Source organism: Prochlorococcus sp. MIT 0701 (genome assembly GCF_000760295.1).
Taxonomy (GTDB): Bacteria; Cyanobacteriota; Cyanobacteriia; order PCC-6307; family Cyanobiaceae; genus Prochlorococcus.
The window spans coordinates 1-18,699 of the sequence record NZ_JNBA01000020.1; the positions used below are offsets into that span (position 1 = coordinate 1).

Annotated in this window: 3 protein-coding genes; all 3 read left to right on the top strand. The window is 43.2% G+C overall.

Annotation, left to right across the window (positions count from 1 at the left end; all coding sequences use genetic code 11):
- A partial coding sequence (locus EV12_RS04600) for a dockerin type I domain-containing protein (protein ID WP_036912612.1) occupies positions 1-562 on the top strand: 562 nt, incomplete at its 5' end.
- Positions 563-737: 175 nt separating this feature from the next.
- Complete coding sequence (locus EV12_RS04605) at positions 738-5,078, top strand: hypothetical protein (protein WP_152562328.1); 4,341 nt, start codon at positions 738-740, stop codon at positions 5,076-5,078.
- A gap of 199 nt (positions 5,079-5,277) precedes the next feature.
- Positions 5,278-18,687 carry a putative Ig domain-containing protein gene (locus EV12_RS04610; protein WP_036912618.1) on the top strand — a complete coding sequence of 4,470 codons (13,410 nt, stop codon included), beginning with the start codon at positions 5,278-5,280 and terminating at the stop codon, positions 18,685-18,687.
- The last annotated feature ends 12 nt before the right edge of the window (positions 18,688-18,699 follow it).

Consider the following 18,699-nt stretch of genomic DNA (forward strand, 5'->3'; position numbering starts at 1 on the left):
CATTTTGAGTCTTAAAGCAGAAGGCTCAGAGATCTTTGAGAATAAATTGGGATCCAAAAACCTGATTACCTATCAAGGGGATTTGAACTACGACGGCCGGGTCTCAATGAAAGATCTGGCGTATCTCAATGCTGGAGCAGCAAGACAACAACTAGCCAGTGAAGGACAAGCAGCTGCTGATGTCAATAAACATGGCCTTGTTGAAGCGAGTGTGGCGCGAGGAGTTGATGCCAACTTTGATGGCCAGATCTCGATGGCTGATTTAGCTGTCTTGGATGCCGATTGGGGCAAAAGCCTGCATCAAGTACCACAAGCATCAACAGATGCCTTCCTTGGCGAGAGTGAGATTTCGTGGGAGCAATTGGAAAGCCAGGGCACCACAGGCGATACGACCTGGGATAACCAAGCGTTTAAGGATCAAAACGCCCTAGAAGCCGGCAATGACTTCGTGGAATCACTGGAATCACCAGGAGCTGTGGGTGTGATCGATGCAGATGGCGATAGCAGCCGAACGGATAACGACATCGCTGGCGACTACTTCCAAGAGCCGCCTACGCCTTAAGCAGTACAAACACACTGCAGGCAAGGTGCCTGAATTGACATGCGATCTGGGCACATCCCTTTCAGGGCAAGGGTTCAGGCAAGATTAAAATAAGTAAACGTATGGCGAAATGGATTCCAACTGAATATTGCGAGCTATAATAGATATAGATATAAGTATGAGCCAGAGGGCTGTTATGACTTCCAGTTGGCCTCAAGGGCAGGATCCAGGCACAGGCAGCGATCTCTACGACGAGAATGGCGTCCTGATTACACCACCTGTTGGGGGTGCTGGAACCGCTGGAAGTGGTGGATATGGCAGTACAAATACTGGAACCACTGGAAGTGGATATGACAGTCCAAATATGGGCGATACGGGATATGGAACTGGAGAAGGTGGCGAGAGCTCAGGCTCAACGCAATTGGGCTGGGGCTACAGGGGGGATTACAATCAACTAACTGATAGTGAAAGCTGGGTAGAAGTAGGCAAAGGGTCCGATACAGCAACAAGTACAGCAACAAAAACCGTTAAAAGTGTTAGCGAATTAAACAATATTCTTGGAGATATAAAACTTGAAGCAGTTGGAAATCTCGCTGATCAAGGTATAACTAGTATTAATGCAAATGCAACATGGAATATTTACTATAGCCCTATAGACACGCAAACAGCTACTAATACTAACCTCAACCCGCTGTCTCAACAGCTCTCAGCATGGGGCTCCTGGTCCGGAAATAATGGTGACACCTTTACTACGAATGCAGAAGGTGAGTCGATTGCTGAAATAAGTCTCCAAACCAACAACCTCCTTAACGACCTGATCGCGAATTTCGCCCGTAGCAATACTGACAAGAACATTCCAGAAACCGTCCCAGCCTATAAAACTCCTTTATTTAATCCCACTACATGGGAGTTTATCAGTTCTGACAAGGGTGAGATTTGTCTTAGTTTAGTTGCTACCGAGTTCAGATACCATGACTGGAAAGGCTTTGATACCCAAGATCCATATTCCTCTAGTGAAACAAAAATCATCAATAATCCTTCAAATGATCCACACCGTGACTACGTCAGTATACAAGAAACTACATCTCTAACCCCAGACATAAAGCTTAAATTTGATAACGCATTTTGGACAGAACTTAAAGAACTTGACTCCCAGACAAATCAACCAGGGGGGCAGCAAGTAGCTGCAGAAGACCTCTCATTTAATTGGGGAGATAAATCTCTAGCATCAACAGGAATTAGCACTGATTCGGAAGGTATCAGAGTAATTGATGTAGGAGCCATTAAAGAAGGCGCTGAGACGCTGACTGATTTTTACAAAGAACTAGAAAGTGCACTGGCATTCGATCTTAATGTTGACAACTTCAGGAGGGCAGGCAAAGCTAACTTGAACGCTACATTTAGACAAGTAAATGGTTACGAAAGTATAACCCTTTCTGCTGGAGACCATGAAACATCATGGACAGACCGCCCAAGTAGTGCTGCTGCAGCCACTAGCTACCAGGATAATGTCATTAATGCAACACTTACTGACGACAAATGGACCGGAACGAGTTTCGAGCTTGAGCTAAATAGCAAAACTAAAATCAAAGATTTTCTAAGGAAACTTGAAGAAGCACCCTCCGCGGAAACACTATGGAATCTAGATGATTTCTATCTCAGCACAGGTGAGTTATACCCAAATGGCAATACTGATTTTCCGTCTGGTCCCGGCTCGGCAGATCTAGGCTTTCAATTTAAAACAATATATGATAGCAATACATTTGAACTAGAGAAAAATGAGAGATTAGATGCATCAGGCTTCTCAGAAAATGAGGGTTTAATAGATACAAGTGCAGCAAATGGTCTTAATTTAGATATACTCAAGAGTGAAGATTTCTTAGACAAAATCAAGCTAAATCTTGATAAAGGCTATACGAGTAAACTCCCCTCTCTCGGAAGAGACTTCAGTTCAACTATTCAATTCGACGTATATGACGCAGGTGACAGGTTAAACAGAACCCTAACCATAAGTTATGACTCAGACAAAGGCGGATACCAGCTTGACAGTAATATTTTTAAACAAATCAAGGCATCAGTATACGACAACCACAGATGGTCCATTCAAGATGGACGCATGTCGATTGAAGATCTCGAGGCGCGAGATATAACTCTCAAATTAAAGCAAGATGGCGACGCCATTAGTATAAACATCAACAATATGGCGGGAAGTGGGGCATCATTAACCCGTCTTTCAATCTCTGATGATGGTGAACTTACAGACGGTGAAAGCTACACCACTTCTTATGCTGTTCCAAAAGATGTTGTAACATATTCAACTCCAACAACAGATGTATTTGGGTGGGCCCTAGATGCTAACGGGTATGGGTACGACTCATCATTTGCTAGGGTGGACTATACAGATACTCTAGAAACTTGGGAAACAGTCTGGGAAACAGTTACCGAAAACATCAACACTAAAACCAGTACTAATGAATTTTTAGATTATCTAGCCGACGGTGGCAGTTGGGCTCCCGGAATAATTGAAAATATAGGCGAAATTAAGCTTGAAAATCTTTGGTCAGCCCCAGACGAGTTGCAAATTTCCTCTCTGAAGGCAAAAGGTTCAAATTTATCATCTGGATCTGACGACGAAAACAGTTTTATTCCAGACCTGAAAGGCAAAGCCATCCGACTTGATTACAATTTATTCGATAAGCTTGATGATTATGATGGTCATAACTATATCGACCCAGAAAACGCTCTGAGGGAATTAGGTGTTGTTAGTGTAGAAAAAACCTATCAGGATGATGTCTATGAAAAAGAATACATACTACAGATCACAGCTGAAGCATTGGATGATTATGATTTAGAAGGAGCAGATATCACTATCGGCTATGACTCAAGAATATTTGAAAGTATCGTTGCAAGTGACATAACTATTGGTGAGGAAATGCCAATAGCCAATGCTATTCAGATCACTGAAGGAACAGGAACAAAAGATGCAGATGGTAATTGGACTGATTGGACTAATGGAACAATACGAATAGCCGCCAGCAGTCTCTCGGACATGCTGAAAATACCGGATGGAACATTAGATGCAGAAGGAGAAGTCAGCATCTTTGCAGGAGTGGAAGCAGGAGAAGGTATCCCTTATGATCCTAATGGCGATGGTGTCGATGTTTTTGCATCTATTAAACTAAACTTTAACGAACAGAAAATTGAAGAGTTAGGTAGGAACTCTCTTGGTTTGCTGAAAGCTAATCCACTTGAATTCACGATTACAGCAAATAGAGATGAGACTATCCTCTCAAAAACCACTACAGATTCAGAGGGATATGTTAATAAGAGTATTCAGAGCCTTAGAGATCTTGGCGATCAAGAAGGAAGCAGCAAAGTTGCAGCAACTGGCAATGAAGTCACTCTCTTTGAAGCTTCAGTGGTTCTTACCCAAGATACTGGCATCGTTATGGGAACGAACCGAACAATCGGTAATCTCGGTTCTGACGCACAATTCACAAACCTCGTTCGTTCAGGGGATACGATTAAGACACTGAATCGATGGACTAATAATGGCAATACTAGAGCTAAAAACATTGAGATTACTGGTATTCTTGAAACTCCAATTTTCGATGATTCTGGGAATAGAATAGATGAATCGGGAAATATAATAACTAACGCAGCCGATTTGCCAGCCGATTTAACCGATTTAATACTAGGTCAGACCAATCCCTACGCTCAACTCATAGAGTCAGAAAGTTATTTCGAGAATGATGATGCGGGTGAGAAGAATAACCTTTTAGGCGGAACATACACGGATGGAATCTTGGTTGACACTGAAGTTGAAAGTGGGACAGTCCATGCTGCGATTAAAATTACTGGTGAGGCAGGTAAAGTTGTAGACCTCAGTGAGGGTATTTATCAGATCCAAGCAGAGGGTGGAGCGGCTCAATTTAATATCGGCCGAGGATCTAAAAACCTAATTACTTTCGCAGGTGATGTTAATTATGATGGCCGTGTTTCCATGAAAGATATTGCCTACCTCAATGCTGGTGCAGCTCGTCAAGCAAGTGGAACTACGCCTCAGACGACAATACCTGGAGCAAACGGAGAAGAAGATACTGTCGTCCCTCAGCAAATTAATGTAAGCGCCAGAGCGCTCGATGTAGATACAAACTTTGATGGAACTATCAGCATGGAAGATTTGAAAGCTATTGATACAGATTGGGGTAAATCACTACATAATGCTTCCGAGTCTTTTACCGGTATGACCAACGATTTCTCCTGGGCTCAACTTGATCAACAGTTTTATGATGATGGTTTAGACTCAAGCACCGCTCCTGTAGAAGCCGGTACATGGGATAACACACCTTTCAAGCAATCCAATGATATCGAATTCGGTCAAGATGCAGATTATGTAGCACCTCTAGAGGTTGGAGAAGTTGCTGGCACCGCAGTTGGAGGCAATGGTCCGAACGCCGTGCAAGATCCTCTGGAACAGAACCCTGCAACAACGACAGCAAATGATATTGCAGGTGATTACTTCCAAACAGATTGATCCAAGGCCAAAACTGTAAAAACCATCAATATCAGCATATTTAACCTGAAACCAAATGAAGTCTCTGATATGCAAACCTCCAAACAATACCAAGCTTGTTTCATTACTCCTTCTTGGATATTGTATTTATTGCCACTAGAAATTACTTCTAGGCTTTTCTCTGTTATGCCACTAAATAACAAGTACAGCTGATGGCTCGATGGATGAACAGCTCGCTTCAGTAAACTGGTCCTTCGATGCAACTAATAAGGATCATGATGCTGTTCAATATTCTTTTTCTGCTCCAGAGATTATTTATGATTCTTCTTCAGGATCATTAAATCAAGATTCTGCTTCAGTTACTCTAGACATTGATGATCAGAAGGCTTCACCTACGTGGCAAAATGCTGAATCTATTTCCTTGCAGCAGCATGAATTAGATGGTTCGATCCGGAAATTAGCCGGTGATGTCCCTGGCCTTGATGTTGATAATCTCTATAATCCTTCTCCATGGGATTCTCAATTAGTCCTGCATGGATCAGCTTATAAAGCTCCATCTCTTGAGCAGGGTCTGCATTCTACCGATTTGGATCAATCCCCTCCAGATCCAACTCTTTTAGATGCCCATATTGACTTGTATTTTGATACTTCAGGCTCTAGTCCGATTGAAGCACCAGGACCAACTCAGGCTCCTCCGGATGCTCTTTCTGGTCTCTACATAAGTGCTGAATCAGATTCATTGCCTCTGATTTCAAATAATCTTTCTCCTCTTTTAGGAGATGAATTCGCCAGTGATCCTTTTCTTGTTTATCAGAATACAGAGCAACTGACTGACGTTTTGTTGGAAAAGAATCCAAGTTCAGGCTTGGATGATCAACTTCTAATAGATGCAAAGACTCTTTCTGGTCCTGTTTTAGAGGGAGAGGAGTTTCCTTTTAACCCTTTGCTTGACTATCAGAATGGCGGTCAAGTTGAGCAAGATGAGCAACCATTACAAGTTGCCCTACAACGCCAAGTGCAAGTCCAGGCGCTTGTGGCTGATGATGAAGATCGTAAATTAGATACAACCCAACTCCAACCAGTTGTTGATTTCAGCCCTGAAAATGGGAATGCAACTCTCTCTTCAGTTGGAGACTTCCCAGACGTAAAAGATAATCTTGATCTTGATACTTTTAATTGGCGTCCTCTTGATCAAGATGGAGCTCCACAGCTCAATGAGCAGGACTCGCCACTCAACATTCCCTTCAAGGTTGAAGAGTGGTTTGAAGATAAGACCACGCTCATGCCATTGGGAGAGTATCCACCAACGGCTGACGCCAATGGCCCATGGAGTCTTCGTGCTTTTTCGTTGCCGGATGTGCCGTCTCCGCCTTTGCCTGACTGGCTTGAGGTGATCCAGATGTCTCCGACTCCAGAGCTTGTCGGAGATGGACGCCTTGTGATTAGTCAAACCTTTGAATCTGACCCTACGGATTCAGAGAAGCTCTGGTTAGAGATTCATGTTCAAGATCGCCGATCCGATGGTCGCGGCTTGATCGGCCTTGAGCTTGATCTCAATTGGGATGCTTCAGCATTGAATTTGATTGTTGATCAAAACCGTTCTGCTCAGGTGTTTGAGCGTAATCATTTGCCTCTTTTTCAGAGTACAGGCAAGCTCACCACACTCCAGCCAGAAACCAGTAGCGATCTACACCGTGAAGCACTTGTTGGCATCGGCGCTGCTGCGCTCCCCAATGCAGGTCTTGGTCAGTCGCTTGGCAACCTCCGTTCTTCTGATCCGCAAACGCTTTTCGCCCGCTTAGCATTTCAGGTTGAAGATCCATCTCTGGCTCCTGATCTGCAAATGCAGGTCACCATGTCGCCAACGAATGGTGGTATCTCTTTAAATGATCAAGAACTACTTGTTCTTGATGGCCATAGCCCTAATGCTTGGATTCTAAAAGCTCAGCCTACGCAAGAAGAAGTTGGTAGTTATGCCTTTACTCTCCACCAGGGAGAGATCGACAGCAACCTAACGACTCATTTGGCTGTTGCTGTGACTGAGGTCAATGATGCACCAGTAGCTTTGACAGATGTTGATATTCCTTCTGAATACTTTACACCTGAGTTGAAGCAGGGACAATCACTCAGTCATGATCTTGCACGCCTATTTAGTGATCAGGATGATTCTAGCCTTGCTTACAAACTTGTTTCAGCCCCTAGTTGGTTAGAAGTTGATAGTCAAACGGGTCAACTAATCGGTATCCCCAATAATTCTGATGTTGGTAGTTATTCTATTACTGTCATCGCCGATGATGGTCGAGGAGGTACAGCTAAGCAGCAGCTTTTGATTGACGTCAAAAACGTTAATGATAGTCCTCAGCTTGATTCCTCAGTATCGATTGTACCTCCAAATCTTATCCAAGGAGAGAGCTTTACTTATAGGTTGCCAGAAGGTGCTTTTGTTGATCCAGATCTGTCTGTAGACCGAGATGAGCAACTTAACTATCAACTTGTTGCAGCAGAAGGTGATCAATCTCCACCGGCCTGGATCCAGATTGATCACGCTAACGGAACCCTTACTGGTACAGCGGGGAGCAAGGACGTTGGTACGAATAGGTTTGTTGTCAGAGCTGTAGACGCGGCAGGCCTTTTTGTCGATCAATCTGTCAGTCTTACCGTTGAAAATGTTAATGATACTCCTCACCGCACTCTATTGCTTTCTGAATTCTTGGCGGCTCAGCTGCCTACTGCTCCTGGAGATGCTCCCCTAGGTGAGGATGATCCTAATGCATTATTTACAGGCTTAGAGCGAATCATTGATTTAAACACTTGGTTCAATGATCCAGACCTCAATGTCGTGCCTGGTGAGGAATTAGAACTTCATGTTGAGCTTGATATTGGAACTGGTCAAGCTATTGATTTGGCAGACAATGATCTTTCTCAAGATCAACGACCAGAATGGCTCAGTTGGGATGAGAATTCAGGTCTGCTAAAAATCAATCCAAGTGTTGGAGAGATTGGTCAGCATATCCTGCGCGTCCGTTCTACGGATTCGGCAGGCCTTAGTGCATCAGCGATTGTTCCTCTACTTGTTCGTCATCGTAATAGTGCCCCTGTTGTCAGCTTTTCCAGTGCAGAAGATTTTCTTGCCTCTTTGAGGACAGAAGGCGTTAATAGTGCAACAGCAATAACCTCCTCTAAGGACAGTAATCAATCCAATCAACTCAGTGGTTTGCAAATTACAGTGGCTGAGGAGCAAGATGTATTGCTGGAACTTCCTCGCTCTCTTTTCTCTGATTCGGATTTGATTGTTAGTGGGTCTGAGAAGCTAACTCTTGAGCTAGAAGGCTCTCCACAACTATTTAGGAGGTCTACAGATAATTCTCCCCCTCCCTTTAAATTTGATCCTAAAACATTAACTATAAAAGGTAATACCTCTGGCCTTGGCCTTGATGAGTATGGCGGATTGAGCCAATGGCAGGTCCGCTTAATTGCTACTGATACTTCTGGTGAATCAGCCAGTTTTGATCTATCACTTAACCTACAGCGCACTTTTGCTACCCCTGAGCTTGTAGCTCTAGATGATGTTACTAAGAAACCAGAAGGGTCCCTCGTTCAACTAAATGATCTCGTCAGATTCTCTCTTGATCCACGAGATGGTGAATTGGTCCACCTCACAATTAAACAGCCGCTAGGAAAACAACAACCATTAAATCTTGTAGAAAGAGCTGGAATTGATGTGGTCAATTCCAGCTATTCCAGTACTCAACGTCAATGGCAAATTAGTGGATCTGCAGAGCAAGTTAAAGCTGTTATCGATGGTTTGCAATTTAAAGTTCCTGATGATGATCATGCAATCGGGGATTTTAACTTAGATGTTTCAGTTCAAAGTGAGCTTGGCGATACAGGCCTTGTCTCTGATGTTGTCACTCGTTCTGTAGCGTTCACTCTTGAGCCAACTGCCAATTCGCCCCTTTGGACAGGCATCACGACTCGAGAGCCTTCAAGCGAAGATTCATTCGAATTGGTCTCTCTAGCAAGCCAGCTATTAGCCAATAGTGTCGATCCACGCGAACAGCTTAGTTATCGCGTTGAATTGCCAGCTAATCGTCCTGACCTCTTGCTAACTGATCAAAGCGGTGCCGCAATCGGCGAGCGACAAGGTGATTTACTTTTGCTGAGTTCAAAGGAGTGGCAGTCAGCATGTCTTCGCAGCACAGATGCTGCTCACCAAGATGCTTCTCTGATTGTTGAAGCGATCAGTACTGAAGCCAGCAATGGCATGCAAGCTTTCTCTTCAGCTAAAACTCTATCTACTAAACCTTGCCCATTTTTAAGCCAACCTCCTGAATTGCTCATGATGCCACCATTGGGCATTCAGCGCTCTGGTGAAGAAGCAAAGTTTCAACTTGAACTCAATTTGCCAGATGCTGCAAAGAGTTTGCGATTGCAACTCGACTTACCTGTAGATAGCGCTATCAACATTGAAGGAGCTGCAATCAGTTCAGAACAATTGCTTGGTCAGTCAGGAGAAGCTATTGCCGAACGCTTCTTTATTTCTTTCGATAGCGAACAGCGGCCTCTGCCAGATCAACTTGATTTGGGTATCATAAGTCCTGAAAGTTTTAAAGGTAGTTTTGATGGTCATTTAAGTGTATTGGCTTCCGCACGCTCTGTACTTAATGACCATATTGATTCCCAAAAGTTGGCAAATGAACTCTCAAATGGACTTGCTTGTGAGGTTGAAAATCTTTCTTTTGCCTGGGATGTTGCTCAAGTCGCTCTTGTTCCTGAATTCATCACAGAACCACTTGAAGGCGAACCTTCTCTAAGTTTCAACCCTGAAACAGGAGCCCTAATCGTTACTGTCCAGCGAGGGCTTAGCTCAACAGGTCAGCAGAATCCAAATGAAGACCTTACTCTGGCAGTTATTAATATCCCGCCTGGCTATGTATTAGCAGAAAAGCTGAACGATACCTTCCAAGCTGTTGGAGCCACAGATGCCTTTGGCACGATGACATTGTTTACCTTGAGTTCTAGTGATACACAGCAAGGCGCTGATTCAGTTGGTCATACAACGCTTAATGATGGAAACCTTTTCCTAGTAGCTACAGATAGGAATGCGGTCAGCCTTGATGGTGCTTCTCTGAATCTGGCGCTCACTGCCCGTATTAGTAACCAGCCAGGTGGTGATTCTAGATCTGAAACCATTAAGCACCAGCTTAATCTCTCACCCATAAATGGTGGGTTACCTTCTGTACAGAGGTTGTCTGCAGCAACACGATTTGTTGACCCTTTGATTCTCGACTTTACAGGCAAGCAAGGCCTGCCTCTTACTTCTTTGGCTAGTGATGGTAGTGGAGTGAGCTTTGAAATGTTGCCGGATAGCCCTGCCGTACCAACTGCCTGGCTTAAATCAGATGCGAATGCAAATGGCCAATTAAATGCCGGATTCCTTGTTCTCAACGATATCAGTAATGATTCTGCTAATGCTGATATAAATATCAGCTCTATTAGCGAGCTGCTTTCGGAGTATTTTCAGACAGATAATCGCCAACGTAGTTTTCTTTCAGGTAGTTCGGCTCTTGCCAGTCTGGATGCTAATAATGATGGACTGATCAATAGCCTTGACTCATCTTGGAATCAGTTGCAGATTTGGTTCGATGATGGTGATGCAATCAGCGAAGTCGATGAGCTACAACCCCTCAACCAGTTTCTTGACTCTATTGACCTAGACACGCTAATTACACTCGCCGAGCAGCCTGAATGGGCAGCAGATAATGCTGTGTTGCGTCGCCTAAGTGGTGCCAGTCTTGCTGATCCAGCAGCTATCTACGATCTTTATGACGTCGGTCTTCGTATCGCGCCCGCATTTACTGCAAAATTAGACCTTCAATTAGAAGGCATAGAACTTCAGAAAGCTGGCGATTCTGAAGAGATAGCAAATCAAGGAGATCTTGCAGTTAATAAAATCTCTTTATTGAAAACAAGTCTTGAGCAAGTTACTGATGAATTAACTACAGGCCTTGAATCACGTTTAAGTCGCCTTCATTTACAGGAAAATGGTAACCCTGTTCCATTGAAGTTAAGAAGCAAGGACAGTGTTAAATGGTCTGAAAATGGCTTGGATGACTTCACTTTGGTGCGCATGTCAGGTTTGCCTGCTGAGATTATTCCTTCCGTAGGTGTTCGTGATTCTCGAGGCGATTGGTTGTTTACATGGTCTGAACTAAATGCTAATGAAGGACAAGTCGAACTGATCCCCGGTCAAAACTGGAGTGGCAATGCAAATTTGCAGGTTTTAATTAGTCAGTTACAACCTGATGGCTCTTTGCTTAGTTCTGCCCTTACAAGCATGGCTTTAGATGTTGTGGCAGTTGCTGATCAGCCCTTGCTGCAATTGAACAATGTAACCATCAATGAAGATCAATCCCTAGCCTTGAATCACATCCTTAAGCGAGCAGAGCTTCTTGATGATGATGGTTCAGAAACCTTGCATTACGAGTTAAGTGCAATGCCAGAGGGAGTTGTATTGCAACGCATGGTGGCTGGTGAAGAACCGATTGTTTTAGATTCTGAAGACGGTATCTATCGGTTCAGTTCTCAAGATCTCGACGGAGTTGAATTGCTTACTGCAGAAGACTTCTCAGGACTTTTGCAATTCAAATGGCATGCTGTTGCAACAGAAGCTTCCAACGACAGTATCAGTCGCACTAGCCAGGATGTCCTGATAACGATTCGAGCGATAGCAGATAAGCCCTCTGATGTTGTTTACACCGAGTCCCCCCCTGCACTTTTGGAGGGAGGTTCTGTTTCTCTGTCTAGCTTGATCAATCAATCAACTCCTAGTTCAGGGCTTAATGACTTAGATGGTTCCGAAGAATTACGCCTTGAGTTCAAGTTGCCCCAAGGCCTTGCATTGAAGCATCAAAGTGATGATGGTTGGCAACCGATTAGCTATCTAAATGCTGATGGTGAGCAGATTGTAATGATAAGTGCTGATGATTTTTTAGAGTTGCAACTGGTAGACAAAGGGATAGAGCAAGTCGACAGCTTTAGTTTGTCTGTCTCAAGTGTCAGTCGCGAGATTAGCAATGGCAAGCTGGCTCGTAGTGAGTCTAAAGAGCTGACTCTTGGTTTTATCCGCAATGCAAGAGCTGCTAAGATTACTCTTCTAGATTCTCCTACTATTTTAGAAGATACTGATGGGGTAGATCTTAGCGATCTCGTTCAGGTAGTAGCGGCTAATAATAAGGATATCCTTAGTTATCGCATCTCTGAAATATCAGAAGGCCTCAAGCTCATCGATCCTGATGGTCAGGTTTTTCTACCAGCCAAGCTCAATAATACATTCAATCTGTCGAGCCTAGATGGTTGGCAATTGCAAACAAATCAACATCAGGCTGGTCAATTTGGTTTTGACCTTGAAGTGATTAGCAAGGCACCTGTGGATGGTGGCAAGTCAATGACAGTACTAAAACATGTCAACTTTAATGTTAAAGCAGTTGCCGATATGCCAACCCTTCTGCTTGACCAGTCTGAAGGTGAAAAATTACTAATCGAGAGCAATGGATGGTTGAATTTGAACAACCTAAAACCGATCGTCAGCTCTCCTGATAGTGATCAATCGGAACGCCTTTCTCTTTTGATCGGTGCTCTTGATGTTGATGGAGAGCCCGTTAGCCTGCCATCCCATAGCCGCTTTAATGTTCCCGCTCGACAATTAACAGATGGTCGCTGGGAAATTCAAGATGATGATTTTGATGGTCTCAGTCTCTATCTTGGAGAAATTGCTGATGATCTAACAATTACTTTTACTCCTACATCTCATGATGGGGATGATCAAATTCATGCAGAAATGACAACAATTACCGTTGCTGCTAACTCTGTTACCCAGATCCCCCTGCTTGAGGTGCGTGGAGTCATGGAAGGCCTGGAGGATTTACCAATCCCATTACTTGCTCAATTAGAAGGTGTCATTAATGCTCAGCTACGAGGAAGAGGAGTCGGCCAAACATTAGAATTGGAAATTAGCGGTTTACCTGAAGGCTCTAAGTTTGTCCGTCTTATAGATGGTGATAGTGATTCTTTGACTTCATCGTATAGCCAACCAGTGAACACCAATAAAGATAATCAACTAACATCAACGTTAAGGTTGCCTTATGTGCAATGGCAACAAATGCATTGGCTTGGTCCTGCGAACCAGTCTGGCGAATTTAGTTTTAACGTTCAAGCCTTTAGTGTTGGCAAAAATGGCGATGTCTTGAGTACGGATATGTCAACGGTTAAGGTTTTCTTGACTCAATTCAATGATAAGCCTGAGATTATCGATGACAGTGATCTAAGGGCTATAGAAGAGGGGGAGAGTGGCCAATGGGATTTGTTATCCCGTTTTAGAGACGTCGACAATAGCAAAAGTGAGCTTTCAATTAGTGTCAACACTCTCGATGAGAATGGAAGTATTGGTGAACTACCAGGCTGGCTTAGTCTTAGTTCAGAAGGGATCTTAGCTGGAAGTCCTAGCAATGTAGACGTTGGCATGCTCAAATTCTTGATTACAGCTAGCGATCCATTAGGTCAAGTAGAAACGATGAAACTTAGCTTGGACGTTGGAGATGTAAATGCAGAGCCAACTTTTAATAAAGCAGCTTTAAGTGATTGGGACATTGTAAGTAAGGATGGCAATGATGTCTATAGCCGCAGCCTTGACCTAAGGCAGCGAATACTTATAGACCTTGAAAAGGCATTTAATGATGAGGATGAAATTAATGGTGATCAACTTACCTACACGTTTAGTGATGGTGCCAACGGATGGAGCTCAGGGTTAGATGGTTTGGCTACTATAAAAGATGGTGAATTGGTTATTCAGGCTATAGGCAAAGAGAACGTTGGCTCACATTCTCTGCGTCTGCGAGCGACAGATCAAATGGGAGCGAGTATTACAAAAGAGCTGAATATCAATGTACTTAATATCAATGATGCACCAATTGTTATACGTGATAATGCCACCCTTGTTCGGGAAGGTGTCTGGGAGGAAAGAGTCCAGGTTGATCAAGATCAGGAATCTTGGCAGCTTAATCTTGAGGGGCTATTTAGTGATGCTGATATCACTGACCGCATTGACCAGATAACTCCGTCTTTTCTTCCAGCTTGGCTTCAATACACACCTTCTACATCTACTACTGGTGGAGTACTCAGTGGCAAGCCTGGAAATCGAGATGTTGGTACCACGTCCTTGGAATGGCAGGCGGTTGATGATGCAGGCGAAGTCGCTACTTATCGCCTTGATCTCGAGGTCGTCAATGTTAATGAGACTCCAGAGGCCATTGCCAACCCTGATTTGTCTGAATTAGGTGTCGTACAAAATGGAGTCGCCACTATTGATGAAGACAGCTACTCCCGCCTAGACTTGTCGAAACTATTTACGGATAGCGACAGTATTCATGGTGATTCACTTGCTTATGAAATCACAAAGATACTTAAGGAAGGTAGTCAGACTCCGCAGGTGGTTGATTGGTTGGGTATCGAGCATCGCAGCTCGATCACGCCTGACGCTAGTGGCAAACTTTTGATCGAGCCAGTTTTCTATCGAGTCACTGAATCTGGCACTCTAGGAGATGCTGTCCCCCCTGATGATATAGACAAGCTAGAAAAGAATACACTGCTCAGAGTCTTAGTTGAAGCGACAGATGATCGTAATACAGAACTTAAAGGTGTGATTGGTGCTGATCTAGATGTAACATGGAGTTCTGCACTTTCCCTTGTCAAAGACAGTGCTGTGATTACAAATTCGCTACCTCTATTTCAATCAATTTCTGAAACAACCAATGGTTTGCGTATGAAGGCAGGCTCTGCTCCTGATGGAGGATTGTCTATAGGGGAAGCTGTAGGCAATAACCCCAAGGACAGTTTGTTGAGTTTTGATTTACTGCTTAAAGATCCAGATGAAAAAGTTCTTGTAAGCCTAAATAGAGGAAAGGGGCTTAATCGTGATGGTCTTAATGGACGACTTGGTGAACAGTTTGATTCCGACAATAGTGTTGTCCATTCTTTCTCCAGTCAGGCTGGTGCTGATGTTCAGGTACTTGCGCCTGAAAATGCTGATGTCGGTAATTATATTGTAACGATTACAGCAACTGATCAGGATGGCAAAAGTGTAAGCGCAGATGTGCCATTGCTGATTTCCAACACTAATGACGCTCCAGAATTGATAAAGAATGCAGAGAACATCCTTGCCAAATGGCTTGCTGAACAACCTCATCTAGAACACAACAATGACACCACTCCTTTGGTTAAATTGTTTAAAGACCAGGATCTGATGCATGGAGATAAACTCGATATAAGGCTTATTGAAGCACCAGCACAAGATTCTCAGCAGAATGCTGTTGCTAATAGCATTGTAGAAATAACATCCGAAAATAATGGCAATATCAGCCTAAACCTGCAACCGCCTAGAGGCATTACAAGTATTTATGAGCAAATGTTCCGCTTAGAAGCTACAGATTCTGATGGTGCTACAACTAATACAGAATGGCTTACTGTTGCAATTACACCGTCTGCGGAGGCTACTGTTCTTAAAAGAGGCTCTGATAAGAAGATATTAGATTCCCAAACTATCGGTACTATAACTAAGAAGAATATAAATATTGATCTAGGCCAAGCCTTAAATATTAATGCACCTGAACTAGTTGATCAGGCTGGAGATGAGGCAGAGTTGAGATTTCTTGTTAAGTCAGCAGATGCAAAGTTGGTTCTAGAAGGCACTGATGATCAGGATTTCTTTGAGGTTAATATTAATGGCAATGGACAATCAATCTTTAGTGTCAGCCTTAACAAGCTACAACAGATTTCTGGCAACACTTACGGCAATCTAGAGAATCTAAAGCTATTACTAGCTCCCAACCAAATAGAACTTTTGCCTACTGCCTTAAGTGCAAAACAAGTTGGCGGGATTCCTTTGAAGCTATGGACAACAACTCATGTTAAAGGTGATACTTCCAAACAGTTTGGAGAGATCCAGAGCGATTATTCAGAAATTTGGATCCCTATAGAGAATGCTGCCCCAACTTTTAGCTCGGTTAAGCCTGTAAAAATTAACCAGGACTTCTTTTCCCAGGATTCCTTCGCTCCAGATAAACCTCTCTTCTCACTCATGAATCAGTTTGCTGACATTGATTCAGGTGATACTGCTAATTGGCAAATTGAGGTCCCACAAAATTTGCAAGGCATGCTCAAGCTAGATGAGTCCACTGGAGATATCAGTTTCACAAGCAAAGTTAATTCCTTATCAGATCTACCAGAAGGTAATCATAGGATTATTGTTAGACAGATCGATAGTTCAGGCAGGCTTGGAGATTCAACTGGTATTAGCAGTGGAACAGTTCGATTGTTTGTTGCTTCAAGCCATGAGGATGATTCATTAATAGGCGGCTTAGACTTGCTAACTAGAGGCGATGGGGGTGAACTTAAGCAAATATTTAGTAGGCTTTCAGCAGGTGAAGAACTTAAGCAGCAGGAAGCAGAGGTTGTGGATATTTTTGAAAGGCTTCAGGTAAAAAGTGACAAGAGGCAGGAATTTATTGAGGAGTTAGAAAAAGGTTCTTTAGCCATACTTGGCAAGCCAGAGAATGGAGAGCCTCTGTTGTTGCTGGATGCTTCCTATGATGACAACAGCTTACTGATTAATTCTGAGCAGAAAGAAGCATCTACAGAACTTTTGGACAAAGCGAAGGACCTGCTCGATAGTCAGACAATCACAGAAACACCTATGGGAGAATTGGATTTTTCCATAGATATTCAAGGAGAGAAATCAAGCATCGTTCAGATCCGTCTGGAAAATGGTGGTATGGATATAGATGATCTTGTAAAAACAACAGCTAGCGGAACTCCTTACTTATTTAATTCTCGCAAGCTAACCTATGACTCTAGCAAGGATGGAGAGATGTCAGAGTGGCTTTCTGGCCTTGCTTATGATGTGTATTTCTATGGCCTCCCAAATGGATCAAAGGCTAGCTCCTTATCAACTGGCATAAAACTCCGCAAAGAAGATGATTTTTCACAAGCGTTGTTAAGCCAAGGCTTTAGCAGCGATTACCTGCCACGAATGGATGGATCTGGACTACTGATTGACTTGGACGGAGATAATACTACTGATCTGATTAGTATGCTGCTTATTGATCAGGGATTCTTTGATACTGATCAACGCTTAGGAGTTATTGGTGATCCACTGATACCTGTGAAAACCTCTGATCTGACTCCAAAATCAGCAGTAACGAGTGGTAATAGTAACGATTTAGGTGTCGGAGTTGGTCAGACCTCTAATAACCGTAGGCGTCAAGATTCTGGATATCCGGACATACAAGATCCCATCGATACTTCTCAAGATGCAACTAGCAATCCACAAAATCAGGCTACTTCTTCTCAAGATGCAACTAGCAATCCACAAAATCAGGCTACTTCTTCTCAAGATGCAACTAGCAATCCACAAAATCAGGCTACTTCTTCTCAAGATGTAAGTAGTGATGATCCACAAAATCAGGCTACTTATTCTGAAGAAATAGATGATTCTTCAATTTCTGATGAGGAATTTATAAATGATCAAGCTAGGACTTCTAATTCTAAGTCTTCACTACCATCAGGATCGCCGCAAGGCGTTAAGCCCGACAATAGATCAATTAATAACAGCATTGGGAATCGATCCATGCAGAGTTCAAATTCCTCAAACTCTTTGAGCGGCTTGACCTCAGATAACCTCAACAGTAATAGAAGTTCTGAGTCTCTTGCTTCCGAGCAGGAACCAGATGGTTCATTACAAACAAATGATGAATCACTAGCCTCTCAAAATCAAGCAGTAAAAGCACAACGTACCAATGCATTGTTCAACAATTCATTAGCATCGGTACAAGACTGGATGCAAGCCAGAAAGGAAGACGCTCTAGGGGCTATCAATTCATTGATGGCCCCTATTGAAGATTCCAATCAAGCTTCGATGGCAGGAGCTATCGCACTGCTATTAGCTCCAATACTAGGTGAAAGACTGCTAACAAATACTGCAAAAGCTATGGATACTAATATTACGTTAAAGTTACGGCGACGAGGTGAAAACTTTAAAGGTATTTGGACTATGCCTACACGTGATGGCCGATTCATTTCTATCAGTAAGGATTGCTCCGCTCTTGATTTTAATCCTATAGATATATCAGAAACAGATACGATGCAGATTCAAATGCTTCCTGGCTTTAATTCAAATGGAAACTCGCTATTAAGCCTTGCCATGCCTCTGATGCGAAGTCCAGGTAGATTCATACATTCAGTACAAGCTTTATCTCAAGAACTGGTGAATAATCCAACCCCAGATATTAATTGGGATGATTGGATCAATCGCTCATTTAGCCAGCATACTAGGAATGGAGACCAGCCTCGCGAAGCTAAAAAAGCTTTGACTGAACTGCGACGACTTGTTGATCAAGCGATTCAGCAAGACCCTGCTTTCGCAGACGTTGTAATGCTAAGCCAACTTCATGACTGCAATTCTCTGCTTGGATTATCAACTAAGCCTCATGCAGACCCTTCTAGTAAAACTTATTCCGACGTTGTTCCTGATCAAGATGTTGGGAAAGCTATTACCTCATCTAACTCCGCAAAATGAGGCATGATTATT